The sequence below is a fragment of the Shewanella xiamenensis genome (genome assembly GCF_014647135.1).
GTDB lineage: Bacteria > Pseudomonadota > Gammaproteobacteria > Enterobacterales > Shewanellaceae > Shewanella > Shewanella xiamenensis.
On the sequence record NZ_BMOP01000001.1, the window covers coordinates 348,913 to 363,055 of the forward strand.

The 14,143-nt window shown below is 44.7% G+C and carries 13 protein-coding genes and 1 riboswitch; of the genes, 7 read left to right on the forward strand and 6 right to left on the reverse strand.

Translation table 11 applies throughout. The annotated features are described in order from the left end of the window. Nucleotides 1-201: 201 nt before the first annotated feature. The 5 genes from lpoB to IEY09_RS01465 form a co-directional block, all read right to left on the reverse strand. A complete protein-coding gene (gene lpoB / locus IEY09_RS01445) occupies nt 202-795 on the reverse strand; it encodes a penicillin-binding protein activator LpoB (protein ID WP_007645693.1) in 594 nt (197 codons plus the stop codon). Between the two features lie 67 nt (nt 796-862). Next, nucleotides 863-2,263 carry a COG3014 family protein gene (locus IEY09_RS01450; protein WP_055646806.1) on the reverse strand — a complete coding sequence of 467 codons (1,401 nt, stop codon included), beginning with the start codon at nt 2,261-2,263 and terminating at the stop codon, nt 863-865. Continuing rightward, on the reverse strand, nt 2,260-2,802 hold the full coding sequence (gene def / locus IEY09_RS01455) for a peptide deformylase (RefSeq protein WP_037426148.1): 543 nt from the start codon (nt 2,800-2,802) through the stop codon (nt 2,260-2,262). The genes IEY09_RS01450 and def overlap by 4 nt, the downstream gene beginning before the upstream one ends. Nucleotides 2,803-2,856: 54 nt before the next feature. Next, entirely contained in the window at nt 2,857-3,069 is a 213-nt protein-coding gene (locus IEY09_RS01460; RefSeq protein WP_037414894.1) for a SlyX family protein, read from the reverse strand. 9 nt (nt 3,070-3,078) lie between these two features. Continuing rightward, nucleotides 3,079-4,029 (reverse strand): WD40 repeat domain-containing protein, encoded by a 951-nt coding sequence (locus IEY09_RS01465; protein ID WP_188869559.1) that lies wholly within the window; start codon nt 4,027-4,029, stop codon nt 3,079-3,081. Between the two features lie 153 nt (nt 4,030-4,182). Here IEY09_RS01465 and fkpA point away from each other — a divergent pair, with 153 nt between their 5' ends. The 6 genes from fkpA to katB all read left to right on the forward strand — a co-directional run bounded on the left by fkpA (nt 4,183) and on the right by katB (nt 11,388). Then, nucleotides 4,183-4,953 carry an FKBP-type peptidyl-prolyl cis-trans isomerase gene (gene fkpA, locus IEY09_RS01470; RefSeq protein ID WP_037414884.1) on the forward strand — a complete coding sequence of 257 codons (771 nt, stop codon included), beginning with the start codon at nt 4,183-4,185 and terminating at the stop codon, nt 4,951-4,953. A gap of 563 nt (nt 4,954-5,516) precedes the next feature. Continuing rightward, complete coding sequence (gene exeM / locus IEY09_RS01475) at nt 5,517-8,129, forward strand: extracellular exonuclease ExeM (RefSeq protein WP_188869561.1); 2,613 nt, start codon at nt 5,517-5,519, stop codon at nt 8,127-8,129. 144 nt (nt 8,130-8,273) lie between these two features. Beyond that, nucleotides 8,274-8,729, forward strand: coding sequence for a hypothetical protein (locus IEY09_RS01480; RefSeq protein WP_037414879.1), 456 nt, complete (start codon nt 8,274-8,276; stop codon nt 8,727-8,729). A 108-nt stretch (nt 8,730-8,837) separates the two neighbouring features. Next, nucleotides 8,838-9,275, forward strand: a complete 438-nt coding sequence (locus tag IEY09_RS01485) for a PaaI family thioesterase (protein ID WP_037414875.1) — start codon at nt 8,838-8,840, stop codon at nt 9,273-9,275. A 52-nt stretch (nt 9,276-9,327) separates the two neighbouring features. Then, entirely contained in the window at nt 9,328-9,567 is a 240-nt protein-coding gene (locus tag IEY09_RS01490; RefSeq protein ID WP_037414872.1) for a YgjV family protein, read from the forward strand. Nucleotides 9,568-9,927: 360 nt separating this feature from the next. Next, nucleotides 9,928-11,388: a catalase KatB gene (gene katB / locus IEY09_RS01495; RefSeq protein ID WP_037414869.1), complete on the forward strand. Its 1,461-nt coding sequence runs from the start codon at nt 9,928-9,930 to the stop codon at nt 11,386-11,388. A 78-nt stretch (nt 11,389-11,466) separates the two neighbouring features. Here katB and IEY09_RS01500 read toward each other — a convergent pair whose 3' ends face one another. Continuing rightward, entirely contained in the window at nt 11,467-12,021 is a 555-nt protein-coding gene (locus IEY09_RS01500) for a TMEM165/GDT1 family protein (protein WP_037414866.1), read from the reverse strand. 405 nt (nt 12,022-12,426) lie between these two features. Next, nucleotides 12,427-12,520: riboswitch (cyclic di-GMP riboswitch) on the forward strand. A gap of 124 nt (nt 12,521-12,644) precedes the next feature. Between IEY09_RS01500 and gbpA the strand changes: the two genes are divergently transcribed. After that, complete coding sequence (gene gbpA, locus IEY09_RS01505; RefSeq protein WP_188869563.1) at nt 12,645-14,120, forward strand: N-acetylglucosamine-binding protein GbpA; 1,476 nt, start codon at nt 12,645-12,647, stop codon at nt 14,118-14,120. Nucleotides 14,121-14,143 lie beyond the last annotated feature (23 nt).

Below are 14,143 nucleotides of genomic sequence, written 5' to 3' on the forward strand. Positions count from 1 at the left end.
GATGCGGCGTCGTGGGGCAAGAGTCGGCCTGATTGTGTCGCGAACTCTTCTCCATACAAAAGCGGCATCATTGCTTAGTGTTTTGGGCGAGTACACTACCTTATTTAGCATGGATAACCAATGTTAAAAATGTAAAAAAAGCCAGCAAAAATGCTGGCTTTTTTTGGATGTTTCGGCATTAGCCTATTACTTTGAGCGGGATTACATGCCCAAGAAAGACTTAGATTTGGTCTTACGGATTTCTTTTTCGTCAGACCATTCGATAAGACCTGTTTCTAAGTCCATTAGACGCATAGTCATTTTGTAGTAAACGTCTTTGGTGCTGCCATCTTGCTTAACGATGCTAGATAGGTTGCCATACAGCATGTACTGGGCACCGATTTGACGACCAAACTTGATGGCGGTTGATGGGTCAACCATACCGGTATTGTTTTGGTAATCCAGTTGCTTACGAACTGAATCGACTTTAGTCATGTCGATGAAACGGAACTTGCCTGAGCGCAATAATTTGTTGCTGATAGAGTCGGTTACTGACTCAGTATCGATATGCTCAGAGGTTTTGTTTTTGATGCTATCGACAAACAAAATTGGGCGGTTATTCGCTGTCATGGCCACAATCGGTGGGAAAGTCATCATGCTATCAACCATTTTAGCAGCAATGGCTTGCAGATCCGTTGAGCCAAAGTTTTCGTTAACGGTTTCAACCTCTGTGGCATCACCATACTCTACTTTAGATTGACATGCAGCCAGACCCATCACGGCAGCCAGCACAAAAATCAGTTTAAATTGTTTCATAGTCAGTTCCATTTTGTGATTGTAAAAACTTAATGACACTCGTTTTATTCAAACATTCACCGCTCGGTTAAATGATTATTGAATAAATTCGGGTGTAATTACCAGTATCAATTGCCCAGACCAAGGTGGTCTTGCCTGCGGCAACGTCAATTTTGGCCGGTGGTGCTTTATCCAATTGCAGTGTGTATTCGCCAGGATTGAGATAACGCCTGCCAATTTGTGCCTGTTTCGGCAGTGTTAACCAACTACGGCGATCCGCCTGTTCGGTAACAACGTTAAAAATCTGCATAGCAATACTGCCAATATCGGCGGCATTATTGCCGGGTTTACCACTTTTTTCGACTTGATAAGCCATTTCCGATTTGGCATAAACCCTTGCAACTTGGCGGACTAAGGTTCCGGGTAAATCTTCTTTCAAGGCGGTAATCGCTAAGGCATCAATATTGGCGATAGGTTCAGTTTTAAGCACTGTGCCTAAGCCCTGCACTTGAGTCTCTGGCACATAGCTATTGTTTGGCCCATAGGTCGCTAGAGACACGGTTTGCCAGTTGCCATGGATAGTGAAGGGCACTGTTAGCGCTTGTTTTTCAGGGACAAAGCCCTTTTCGACCATCAACACTACTTGGCCTTCACCTGCTTTTGGGAGCTTGGCATCGCCCCAGCGCTTTTTAAACTCATCGTATTGCGGCATGCCGAGTTGTTTGGCAAGGCGGACTAAATCCTGTTGCAGATACGTGTTATCAGGAGTGATTTGGGCTGCTTTACGGTAATCGATAAAGGCATCGTTTGGTTCACCAAGCACTTCGTGTAGTACGCCCGTCGTGTAATAGCTATAAGCATTGAGGAAGGAGCTGGTGACTGTGCCTGCCGCTTGCCCAAGTTTATTCACTTCGGCATCGACCGTACCATTAGCCATAGCTTGTACCGATTTTTGCGATTTTTGATAGCGTTCTTGCTCTGAACTTTGCAATTCGTTACTACGACGAACTTCCACTAGCGCGCCTTGATAGTCGCCGCTGAATAGGTAATTGAGCGCCTGATATTGGTGCAGCATAATGCGCTCAAAGCCCGGGCCGCGGTAGGGAATCGCATTGTCATTTAACACTAAGCTTGTCGCCGTCGCGCCGATATCGCTGGCGCTAATCTTGGCTTTATCATCAAAGGCGGTGTAGGCCGCCACCGCTTGCTCGTAGTATTTTTTACTGCTGGCAAAATCCCCCGCAACTTGAGCGATGCGCCCTGCTTCTTGAGCGTAAAGCAAACCGTCATTGCCTTGGATATTACTGGCTAATTTGTCGATATCCGCCATGGGCGTCGCGGTATTGAGATCTTGTTTGATTGGCGCGATTTGTGCCGGATAATTGATAAAAATACTGTTATAGGCACAGCCGCTCGAACCGAAGATGGCGGCGAGCATCAATGTGCTGATGGTGGGTCTGATAAAAGAGTGAATGAAGGTGGTGTTCATGCCTGTGGGTTACCTTCTTGTGCCATTAGTGTTTGCTGTGGCATTTGTGAACGCTCAAGCAAAGTGATCCCTTGAAGATGATCAAATTCATGTTGGAAAATACGTGCAATAAAACCCGTTAATTCGGCGTGTTGCCACTGTCCCGCTAGGTTTTGATAGCGCACAACTATACTGTGGTGACGCCAAATGGTAAACCGTTGTCCTGGGACAGATAAACAGCCTTCCTCACCTTTTTCGAGTTGTAAAGATGCCAACTCGATGTGTGGATTAACCACCACAACGGGCTCCATTAGCGGTGCATCGGGGTAACGCTCGTTTGGCCGTGATGCCATGATAAATAGCGCTAGCGGGCTGTGCACTTGTGGGGCAGCGATACCGACGCCTTTTGCCTCTACCATGCTTGCCACCATTTGCGATGCTAACTGACTGAGCGTTTCATCAAAGTCGCGTACTTCAATTGCCCGTTGTTTTAAAATGGCTTCACCTACCTGGGCAATCGGTAGCGGCTGACAGGAGTGTTGTATCTCATTTTTAAACATCGCATTCCCTGGATATTTAGTCTTCATCGTTTGGCTGACGATTTTAGTTCGTTATTAATAATGGGGTGGCGGCGTTTCTTCAGCTTGGGTAGCAATATTGCTCGGCTCCATTGCCTGCAACTTGCCAACTAATAACTGGATCTGGTGCTGTTGATGGGCCACGAGTCGATTCAGCTTAATCACCTCTTGGTTTAATTCTTCGACAGTGAGTTCTTGAAAAGCTAATTTAGTTTGCAGCTCTTCAATTTGTTGTTGTACACCTTGCATGGCTAACCTCTATTGTTGCCAAGTCTCAACTAAGCCTTGGCTACTGATACTAACGACTTTATTGGTATCTCGAATTGCCACAGAGTATACAACGGCTCCTCGGTTTTGGCTGTTTTTCGTCAACGCAATTTGCCATTGTGCAATAGGTTTACCCGAACTGCGTTGCCAGAGTATGACTTCGCGGGCGGGAGTTCCCGTTAATAACTGCTTGTCTTGCTCAGTAAAACGTACTGCTGAAAAGGTCATTTGGCGACGATTAATTGCTAATTGATTTAAAAGTTTACCGGTTGAGTTGTCCCAAATTTTTGCTTCATTCGTACTGCCATTGGTAAAGCTTAAACTGCCACTGTCGTTCAGTGCCACCTTAGTCACCCGGCTACCAAGATCCCAAGTGTGGATTGGTTGTCCGGTTTGTGCCTGCCATAAAATGGCCTGCATATCATTTGACCCTGTGAGTGCGATGCGACCATCCGCCGACAGTGCAACCGTATTGACGCGTTCTTTATGGCCTAAGAATTTAATCAGTGCCGTTTTTGCCGCATTTAGAGACATTACACTGCCATCGTTTAAACCAATAAGCAAAACCCCATTGTTGGCTACCGCAACACTTTCTCCCGATGCGGGCAGTGACCACCAACCTACGGATTTTCCGTCGGCTATTGTCCATAGGGCAACTGAATCGCGGCTTAACGATGCGGCGAACTCACCATTAGGTGAAATGGCTGTGCTGGCCACGCCTGTATGAAGGTCGCCATGCACCCATTGGTATTTAAGGGTGTGCTGGGTTAAGTCCCAACATTGGACTCCTTGATTCTGAGTTGCGACAATTGCGAGAGTGCCATCACTCGAGAGACTTGCACTGTAAGAAGGGTCTTTTGAGAGCACGCGAATATCTTCGGCTTTAGGATAGCAAGCCGTCAAAAAAATCGTGCAAATTACCAGCAGTAGGGTTTTCTTCATGAACTTGCTCCTAAAGTTGGTGTCTCTAACTCGGTAGAGTGAAATTAATCACAGTTAACCCATAAAGAATCTAGTTGGTATAACCCAGATAACTAGTATAAAGTTGTCGCGCTTAGGTTATTGTAACCGCTTGAGGATGCTGAGGAAGCTTTAATGAAATCGATTTATAAATTATCGTTAGTTGCATTGGCTGTTATTGGCCTATCTGCTTGTAATCAAGAAGAAAAAGCAACAAATGCAAGCACAAATGTTGAATTAACGACAGAAGCACAAAAAGAAGCCTACAGTGTGGGTGCTTCAATCGGTCGTTATATGTCTGGTCATATTAAAGAGCAAGAAGAATTAGGCCTACCAGTTGACCGCACGCTGATCGTGACAGGTTTTACTAATGGTTTGAATGATCAGCTGAAGTTAACTGAAGAAGAAATGCAAACCATTCTTCAAAGTTTAGACAAAAAATTAAATGACAAGCGTACAGAACAAGCTAAAGCCATTGCGGCGAAAAATCTCGAGGATAGCAAAAAGTTCCTTGAAGAAAACAAAGCTAAGCCAGGCGTAGTCACAACTGAATCGGGCTTGCAATACGAAGTACTCACTCCTGGTTCAGGTGAAAAGCCAGCGGCTGAAGACACGGTTGAAGTAGATTACGTAGGTACTCTGATTGATGGCAAAGAGTTTGATAGCTCTTACAAACGTGGTGAAACGGCTAAATTTCCATTGAATCGTGTTATTCCTGGTTGGACCGAAGGCGTACAGTTAATGCCTGTTGGTGCTAAGTACAAGTTTGTTATCCCTGCAAACTTAGCTTACGGTGAACGTGATACTGGAACGATTCCACCAAACTCAACGCTGATTTTTGAAGTTGAGTTGAAATCAATTGAGAAAGCACAAGCTGCACCTGCTGCTGAACCCGCTAAGAAGTAATTTTTAGTTACAGTATGCTTTTATAAAAATACCGCCTTTGGGCGGTATTTTTTTATGCTGTTAAATCCTACTTTTGTTTTAATTCATTAGTAAACCGAGTTGTAACAGGCTATTTAGCTTTATTAGTGTTTTATTTTGTTATTTGAATAACAAGGTATTGCCGTATCAATAAGCGATTATTTTAGAACGATGGAAGACTGATTAAGTTTTAAATGAATAACGCATATTTAAAGCAACAAATTTAATACGCTTATTCAGAATGGCATGTTTAAAAATATCATAAAAATATCATATTTTTTTTGCGATTATTATTTGTTCACTTAGGTTAACTAGGGGGACTGGATGTCTTTTTCTTACTTATTGTTTTATCGCTGTTTAATAATTTTGTGTTATGGCACTGTTCTGAATGTAAGACAATTTACTCTGTAAAATTACATTTCCATCAATATGTTATGCATGCATAGTGAGATCTTGCCCCCTTTTTTTAGCCCTACAAGTCTGGAATAATCCGCCCGCACGTTAATAAAAATTAGCGGCAATATTATAATAATGGGGTTGTTGATATGGAAAATGTTAATAAGTTGACGGCTATTTCTTTAGCTGTAGCCGCGGCGTTGCCTATGATGGCAAGTGCTGATGTCATAATCACTGAGTATGTTGAAGGTAGCTCTAATAACAAAGCTATCGAATTGTATAACAGCGGTGATGCGGCAATTGATCTCACAGGTTATAAGCTCGTTCGTTATAAAGATGGCGCAACAGATGCGTCAGATATGCAAGTATTAGATGGCCAGAGCATTGCGCCTAAAGCCACTAAAGTGATTCTCAATTCAAGCGGTGTTATTACCCTGCCACAAGGCGTCGATAGTTATTCTGGTAGCTTAAGCTTTAACGGCGGTGATGCTGTCGCTTTGGTTAAAGATGGCGCCGTGGTTGATATTATTGGTGATGTGCCAACGCCAGTCGGTTGGGGACTCGATGTTACCCTTAAGCGTAAACTAGACTCATTAGTCGCAAATACCGTCTTTAATGCTGCCCAGTGGGAACAATTACCTAAAGATACTTTCACTGGTCTTGGTTCTCTGAATACGCCAACCGCACCAGAAACACCTGTATTTAGTTGCAGTGGCGCGAAAATTGTTCCTATTTATCAAGTACAAGGTGCTGGCGAATCTAGCCCTTATGTTCCTCAAGGTGCATTTGAGTCTGAAAGTGAAGTGACGGTTCGCGGGGTGGTGACTGCCCGTGGCGAGAGTTTGTTCAAAGGTTTTTATTTGCAAGAAGTGAAGGGTGATAACTCGCCATATACTTCCGATGGTGTATTTGTCTTTTTAGGTGAAACACCGCCAGCAGCGATCCAACCTGGGGTTGAAATCTGTGTTCAGGGTAAGGTCAAGGAATACTTCGGTCTAACCCAAATTGATATTAAAACCGATAAAAAATTTGAAGTGGGCGCGAAGGGGGAAGTTCCTGTCGCAGCGCCTTTCTATGTTGCCGAGGGAGAAACTCTAGCACAGGCTTTAGAGCGTTATGAAGGCATGAACGTGCTATTAGATGCTGGCAGTGATCTGAAGATCAGCCGCACCTTTAGCTTCGACTATGCGGGCAAGCGTAATAACATGTTGGTGTCTTACAAAGAACCCTTGATGAAGCCAACCCAGTTATACCCAGCGCTTTCTCCTGAGGCAACGGCATTAGTTAAATCTAACCTAGAAAATCAGCTGTTTATCGAATCCGATTACAAACCTGCTGACGGTGTAATTCCTTACTTCCCTGACTTTAATGCTGAAACAGGTTATATCCGCGTCGGTGATCAATTGACCAATCTGCAAGGGGTGATTGGTTATAGCTACGGGGCTTACCGTTTAGTGGCTACGAACACTATTACTGCTGGCGATTTTATCCGCGGCGATGATAGAACAGATGCACCAAGTGTGGCGACTAAAGGTGATATCCGTGTGGCCAGCTTTAACGTACTGAACTTCTTCAATGATGTTGTGGGTGGTGATACTAATCCATCGGGTGGCAACCGCGGCGCATTGACCGAAGAAGAAATGCTGTTACAACGTGCGAAAATCGTTAGTGCCATTACAGCCATGAATGCCGATATCGTTGGCTTGATGGAAATTGCTAACAACGGTTTTGGCGAAAAGAGCGCGATTAAGAACTTAGTCGATGCCTTAAACGAGAAGCAAACTGCTGAAAATGCTTACAGCTATATTGAAATCGTCGATGAAGATAAATACGACGGTAAGTACTTCGGTAGCGATGCGATTACCGTTGGTATGCTGTACCGTGCGGGTAAAGTAAGCCTTGCAGGTGCTGCTCGCACTATTGATACCCCAGAGCAACATGCGAGTGCAGGCAGTGTGACTCGCATTAAAGAGGGTAAGACTGAGACTAACCCAGGTAACGATGCTTACCAACGCCACAGCTTAGCGCAAACCTTTAAGATCCATAATGAAAATCTAACCGTTGTTGTTAACCATCTGAAATCAAAAGGCTCAGGCTGTTTGGAGGATTGGGTTAACTTCGAAGAGTCTGTTGATCCTGCGGATCAACAGGGTAAGTGTAATGCTTTCCGCGTGTCAGCAGCTAAAGTGATCGGTGAAGCGTTGAAAGACGTAAAAGGCGATTTACTGGTTATCGGTGATATGAATGCCTACGGTATGGAAGATCCTATCCGTGTATTGACCGACTACGATGCGAGCAAGTCTGATCGTGCAATCATGACCGCCTCTTGGACAACCTTAAATGGCAAAGTGTTTGAACGCCAAGGCAGCAAGATTGAGAAAGGTTATGGTCTTATCAATCTCAATACTAAAGCTCACGGTACTGGCACTTACTCATACAGCTACAATGGTGAGTTAGGCAACCTTGACCATGCCTTGGCAAACACTAGTCTCGCCAAGCGTTTAGTGGATATTGAAGATTGGCATATCAACTCTGTGGAGTCTACCCTGTTCGAATACGGCAAAAAATTCTCAGGTAATCTCGTAAAATCTGAAAATGCGTTTTCTGCTTCAGACCATGACCCTGTGATAGTTGCATTAAGCTATCCAGCACCTGTTGAGCCACCAAAACCTGAGCCAAAGCCTAAGGATGATGGTGGAGCACTAGGTTACTTAGGCTTAGCCTTGTTATCACTATTTGGATTACAGCGCCGTCGCCGTTAAATACGTGTTAATACGCTCACAACTTATTTTGTGAGCTAAACTCAGAGCTAAGGGATGGTTTTACCATCCCTTTTTATTGAGCTGGTTTTATTGTGTTTTCATCGTATTTCATGGGAATGAGTCTTGAGCCCAACGGAGAAAAAGATGGTTGTGAGTACACCCAAGCATTCCATTGGTGTTACCAAGGCGCCATTGTGGTTTTACGTTATCGCAGTCGTTAGTTTGCTTTGGAATATCATGGGATTATTGGCCTTTGTTATTCAAATGACTATGACGCCAGACGCCATGGCGCAGATGAGTCCTGATCAGATTAAACTCTATGAATCGACACCCGCTTGGCTCAACTTTGTGTTTGGTTTTGCGGTGGTTTCTGGCGTTATCGGTTGTCTGTTTCTACTGATTAAAAAAGCCTTCTCTTATAAAGTGTTGCTCGCGTCACTGGTGGCGGTATTGGTGCAGATGGGTTATGTATTTGGGATTCAGCTGGCGGCAGCGGTATTGGGTACTGATGCTCTTGTGATGCCAAGTGTAGTGATCCTTTGGGGGATTTTCTTAGTTTGGTTTAGCCGTTTGGCTGTCACAAAACATTGGTTAACTTAGTCGTAGCGTTTCCTTGCCGTACAGAACTGGTTAAGCGATGCCTTATGTGTTGAACTTCAGTCACTTCTTAGTAAACTGCTAGCTGGTTTTCTTTACTAGGATGTTGAAATGAGTATTTGGTTTAGGCCGGTAAGCTTAGAGGATTGTGCCCGTTTAGATGCTGGTATGGGGGGCAAAGGCACCTTGATGCAGACCCTAGGGATTGAGATCAGCGAGATTGGCGATGACTATATGAAGGCGACTATGCCTGCCACGCCCGCTGTACATAATCCCTTAGGCATTGTCCATGGGGGCGCGAACGTTGCCTTAGCCGAAACGGTTGCCAGTTATGCGGCAAACTTTGCGGTGGATTTCGAGCAATATTATTGTGTTGGACAAGAGATTAACGCCAACCATTTACGTGCTTCACGTAATGGCGTGCTAACCGCAACGGCAAAACCCATTCATCTGGGGAAACGCAGCTCGGTATGGGAAATCTTAATCCATAATAGTGCAGGGGAGTTGACCTGTATCTCACGGATGACAGCAGCGGTAGTTAAACGCTAATGCAGATTAACCAACCTGTTTCAATGTATAAATCGATAAATAAGGTTTTAATATGGATAGTGCAATGATTTGGGAATGGGTTGGTTATTTGGCGTCTGTGGTAGTAGCTATCTCTTTGATGATGTCAAACATCAAGAAGTTACGTTGGTTGAATTTGCTTGGGGCGGCACTGTTTGTTGCTTATGGGATGGCGATACAGGCTTATCCTGTTGCAGCGGTTAACTTTTTTATTGTACTCATCGATGCTTATTATCTTGTTGTTATCTACCGTGAGCAGCTAAGCCAAAAGTAAGTTTGGAGGTTGGTTTCGATGCAAGTCCTAACCAATCTGCTTATTTTTCAAACCTTTAATTTTAGTCCTCAGTGTAAAAACTCATATCTTCCATCAGTCGGGTATACCCTTTAATGGGTTTTACTCTCCAGATATTAAACAATAATACTGTCTGCACTTAAGTGATGACAGTGAGTATTTCTTAGTTTTAATCTTTAAAATAGATTGTTTAAATCTGTATTAATCGCTTTATTGGATTTTGTCTTTTCTCTATTCTAGCTCCATCGACAACACGTCGCCTGCCAAGGAGATAAGCCATGGCTACTATTTTCGATTTAATTGAATCTTGGATTCACACTAAAAAAGACTAAGGAGCAAGATATGAGTCAACAGTATTTAACCAGCCAGAGCGGTTCCCCTATTGCAGACGATCAAAACTCGTTGTCAGCGGGTGAGCGTGGCCCTTTACTCCTACAAGATTGGCATTTAATTGAAAAGCTTGCTCATTTTAACCGTGAGCGTATTCCTGAGCGTGTAGTTCATGCTAAAGGTACTGGTGTATACGGGACTTTCACTCTGACCAAAGACTTGAGTGATTACACCATTGCCGACCATTTCAATGGTGTGGGTAAGCAAACTGAAACCTTCGTGCGTTTCTCAACCGTTGGCGGTGAAATGGGCTCTGCCGATGCAGAGCGTGACCCCCGTGGTTTTGGTCTGCGCTTCTATACTGCTCGTGGTAATCACGACATAGTGGGTAACAATACGCCGACTTTCTTCCTGCGTGATGGCATTAAGTTCCCAGATTTTATCCATACCCAAAAGCGCAACCCATTGACCAACCTTAAAGATCCACAAGCGATGTGGGACTTCTGGTCATTAAACCCTGAAGCCATGCATCAGGTGACGATTTTGATGTCAGACCGCGGTATTCCGGCAAACTATCGCCAAATGCACGGCTATGGTTCGCATACTTTCTCGTTCTGGAATGCTAAAGGTGAGCGTTTCTGGGTGAAGTTTCACTTTAAATCGCAGCAAGGCGTAGTGAACTTAACTAATGAACAGGCTGATAAGTTAAAAGGGATTGACCCTGATTCATCGCAACGCGATATGGTGGTGGCGATCACCGATGGCAATTTCCCACGTTGGACGGTGAATGTGCAGATTATGCCTGAGGCTGATGCCAACACTTACCATATCAACCCATTTGATTTAACTAAGGTTTGGCCACATGGTGATTACCCATTAATTGAAATCGGTGTGTTAGAGCTAAACCGTTTACCGCAAAACTACTTTGCGGAAGTCGAGCAAGTGGCCTTAGCACCGAGTAACTTAGTGCCTGGTGTAGGCGCATCACCTGATAAAATGTTACAGGCACGTTTGTTCGCCTATGCCGATGCACAGCGTTATCGTATTGGCGCGAATTACAACCAATTGCCAGTAAACTGTCCACATGCGGCTAAAGCCAATCATCATCAACGTGCAGGCGCAATGGCAGGAACTCAATGTCCTTATCATGGCAGTCAAACAGGTGGCGATGCTTCAGCAAACTATGGCCCTAATAGCACTGCGGGCGCCTTGGTAGAACCAGCAAACTTTGCTGAGCCACCACTGCGTTTAGATGGCGAAGCGGCGCGTTACAGCCGATACAATCAGGATGATTACACCCAAGCCGGTAATTTGTACCGCATCTTCAGCGAAGATGAAAAAGCCCGCTTAGTGGAAACCATTTCAGGCTCACTGCGTCAAGCGAGTTTAGATGTACAGCAACGTATGCTGGCACATTTCCAAAAAGCTGATGCTGATTACGGTCAACGGATCCAAACCGCATTAGGGCTATAAGTTAATCTACTAACCCATAGCAAAGGCCTGTGATATCACAGGCCTTTTAATTATTTAAAATTCAATTAATTAGTTGAATTAATAGATTAAGGTTGCGACCCCAAGTAGGGCAAACAAAATCGCGCAGCCCCTGTGGATCCACTTCATCGGTAATTTTTCGGCACTAAAATGGCCCGCAATCACCACTGGCACGTTCGCCAGCAACATACCCAAAGTGGTACCTGCAACCACCATGGCTAAGGCATCGTATTTTGCGGCTAACACGACAGTCGCGATCTGGGTTTTATCGCCCATTTCGGCAATAAAGAACAGAATAAAGGTTGCGACAAAGGGGCCCATTTTATAGAAACGGCTTTCTTCAGCGTCCACTTTATCGGGGATTAACACCCAAAGGGCAATCGCGAAGAAGGAGGCGGCAACCAAGTAACGCGCTACATCAGGACTCACCCAGTTAATGGCCCATTGTCCAAGCCATGCGGCGGCAAAATGGTTAAACAGGGTTGAGAGTAAAATCCCCATAATGATCGCGGTTTTATTTTTAAATCTTGCAGCGAGTAAGAGGGCAAGCAGTTGAGTTTTATCGCCAATCTCGGCGATAGCAACCGTAAAGGTTGAGGCGAGTAACGCTTCCAAGTGTGATCCTTTTAGGGGTGGTTTTTGACATAAGCACAATAGACCGTCCACCCCTAGGTGCGGTTATTGTGCTCAGGTCTTGCAAGACAAATCGATGATTTGCTGTGAACACCATGGCATGTGGCCAAGTATGTTGATGCTCACCCTAGATATTGATGACTCAAAATCCAGTTAGCTACTCCCCCGAAGCGAGGTGGGCATTATACCCAAGTCGCGATCCGTTTCAAGGTTAAACTTATCAAGATTAAAAGCATAAAATCTGGCAGGTGCCAAAAAAATACCGATCCACATTCTGTAATTCATTGAATTGTAATAATTTAATTTTTGACAACGTTGTCTTTTGTTGTTAGTTTAGCCGCATCTCAGTCTTTGAGTTACATCCTGTTAACTTAATCAATTGAGATCCACCGTATTGGGCAAACTAATTGAAAAATTAGGACGCAAAGCCTCCGGTCTAAGGTTGTAAAAGGATGTTAACTAAGATAGCGGGGTTGCTGTAGAATTCAGCGAATATATTGAATTCTTTAAAAAATAAACGGCTTTGCTTAATGCTGTTTTGCCTAAATACCACTTTTATACCAATGCCAATCTTTTATTGAATGGCCCCTACGGAGTACATTAAAGTGGAACATCTGACTGCTTTTTCTCAATCAACTGTCCCTAAATTTGCAATTCCTAAGCTTACTCAGTTAAGCCTAGTAGCATTAGCCTTGACTGCCGGAAGTTCGTTGCTGAGCCAAACGGCATCGGCTCATGGTTATGTTATATCACCAGAGTCTCGCTCCTACGCCTGTAAATCGGGCAGCAACGTCAACTGTGGCGCCATTCAGTGGGAGCCGCAAAGTGTTGAAGGTCCTTCTGGATTCCCTGAGTCTGGCCCTGCTGACGGTAAAATTGCTAGTGCGGCAAATGGGGCATTTTCTCCTTTGGATGAACAGAGCCCAAGTCGTTGGTCTAAGCGCGATATCAAAGCGGGTTGGAATGACTTTTCTTGGCAGTTTACTGCTAACCACGTTACCCGCAATTGGCGCTACTATTTAACTCGTCAAGGCTGGGATCAAAATCAAGCTCTGAGCCGCGCAAGCTTTGACTTAGCCCCCTTTTGTGTGATCGACGGTGGCATGGTGCAACCGCCAAAGCTAGTGACTCATAATTGTTATGTGCCTGAAGATAGAACGGGTTATCACGTTATCTTGGCCGTGTGGGAAGTGGGTGACACCACCAACAGCTTCTACAATGCCATCGATGTGAACTTGAGCTCAGGCGCTGTGGTGCCGGGCGAGTGGACCGATATTGGTGATATTAATCCGTCACTCGATCTTAAAGCGGGTGATAAGGTGATGACGCGGGTGTTTGACGCCAACGGCGAGCAAACTGCCAAGCAAACTCAGATAACCATTGCCGATGCCACCCAAGGTGCTAAGCAAAATTGGCCATTCCTGTTAGCCAGTGCCATTAATGCTCAGCAGCCACAACTTAAAGCTGGGCAGAAGAATGCGGCTGGTGTGATTTCACCTGTGTATGGCAAAAATGAGATTTTTGCCGCGCCTAAGTCGGGCTTAGAGCGAGTGGAAGTGAGCTTTGATATTGCGCCAGCACCGGGAAATCAGCTTAATGTCACCTCCTTGGCCGATGATTACACCATTGTTGATGGTGCCGCGCAGGTCAGTTTTGATGTGAGCACCAATGCGGATATGCAGGTTTCGGCCTATTTATTTAGCCACGATGGCACCGCAGCAGGTTATGTGACGCAGGCGGTAAACAATACCAGCGCGAGTTTTGTGTTGGATGTCGTTGCCCCTAAGGCAGGACATTATCATTTACAAGTGAAAGCTGAGCCTAAACAAGGTGAAGTTATCCAGCAAAACTTTGATCTTTTCCTAAAAGATCAAGCCACTGCACCGGATGCTGACTTTATCTTCCCTGAGGGGATAAAAAGCTATGCTGCGGGCACTAAAGTGCTACAACCTAAAACTGGTAAAGTCTATCAATGTAAACCTTGGCCCTACAGTGGCTATTGTGTGCAATGGTCACCAACTGCAACGGGTTTTGAACCAGGCGTAGGTAGCTCTTGGACCATGGCTTGGACTGAGCTGTAATTTAACATTTTGAGTGATTGTTA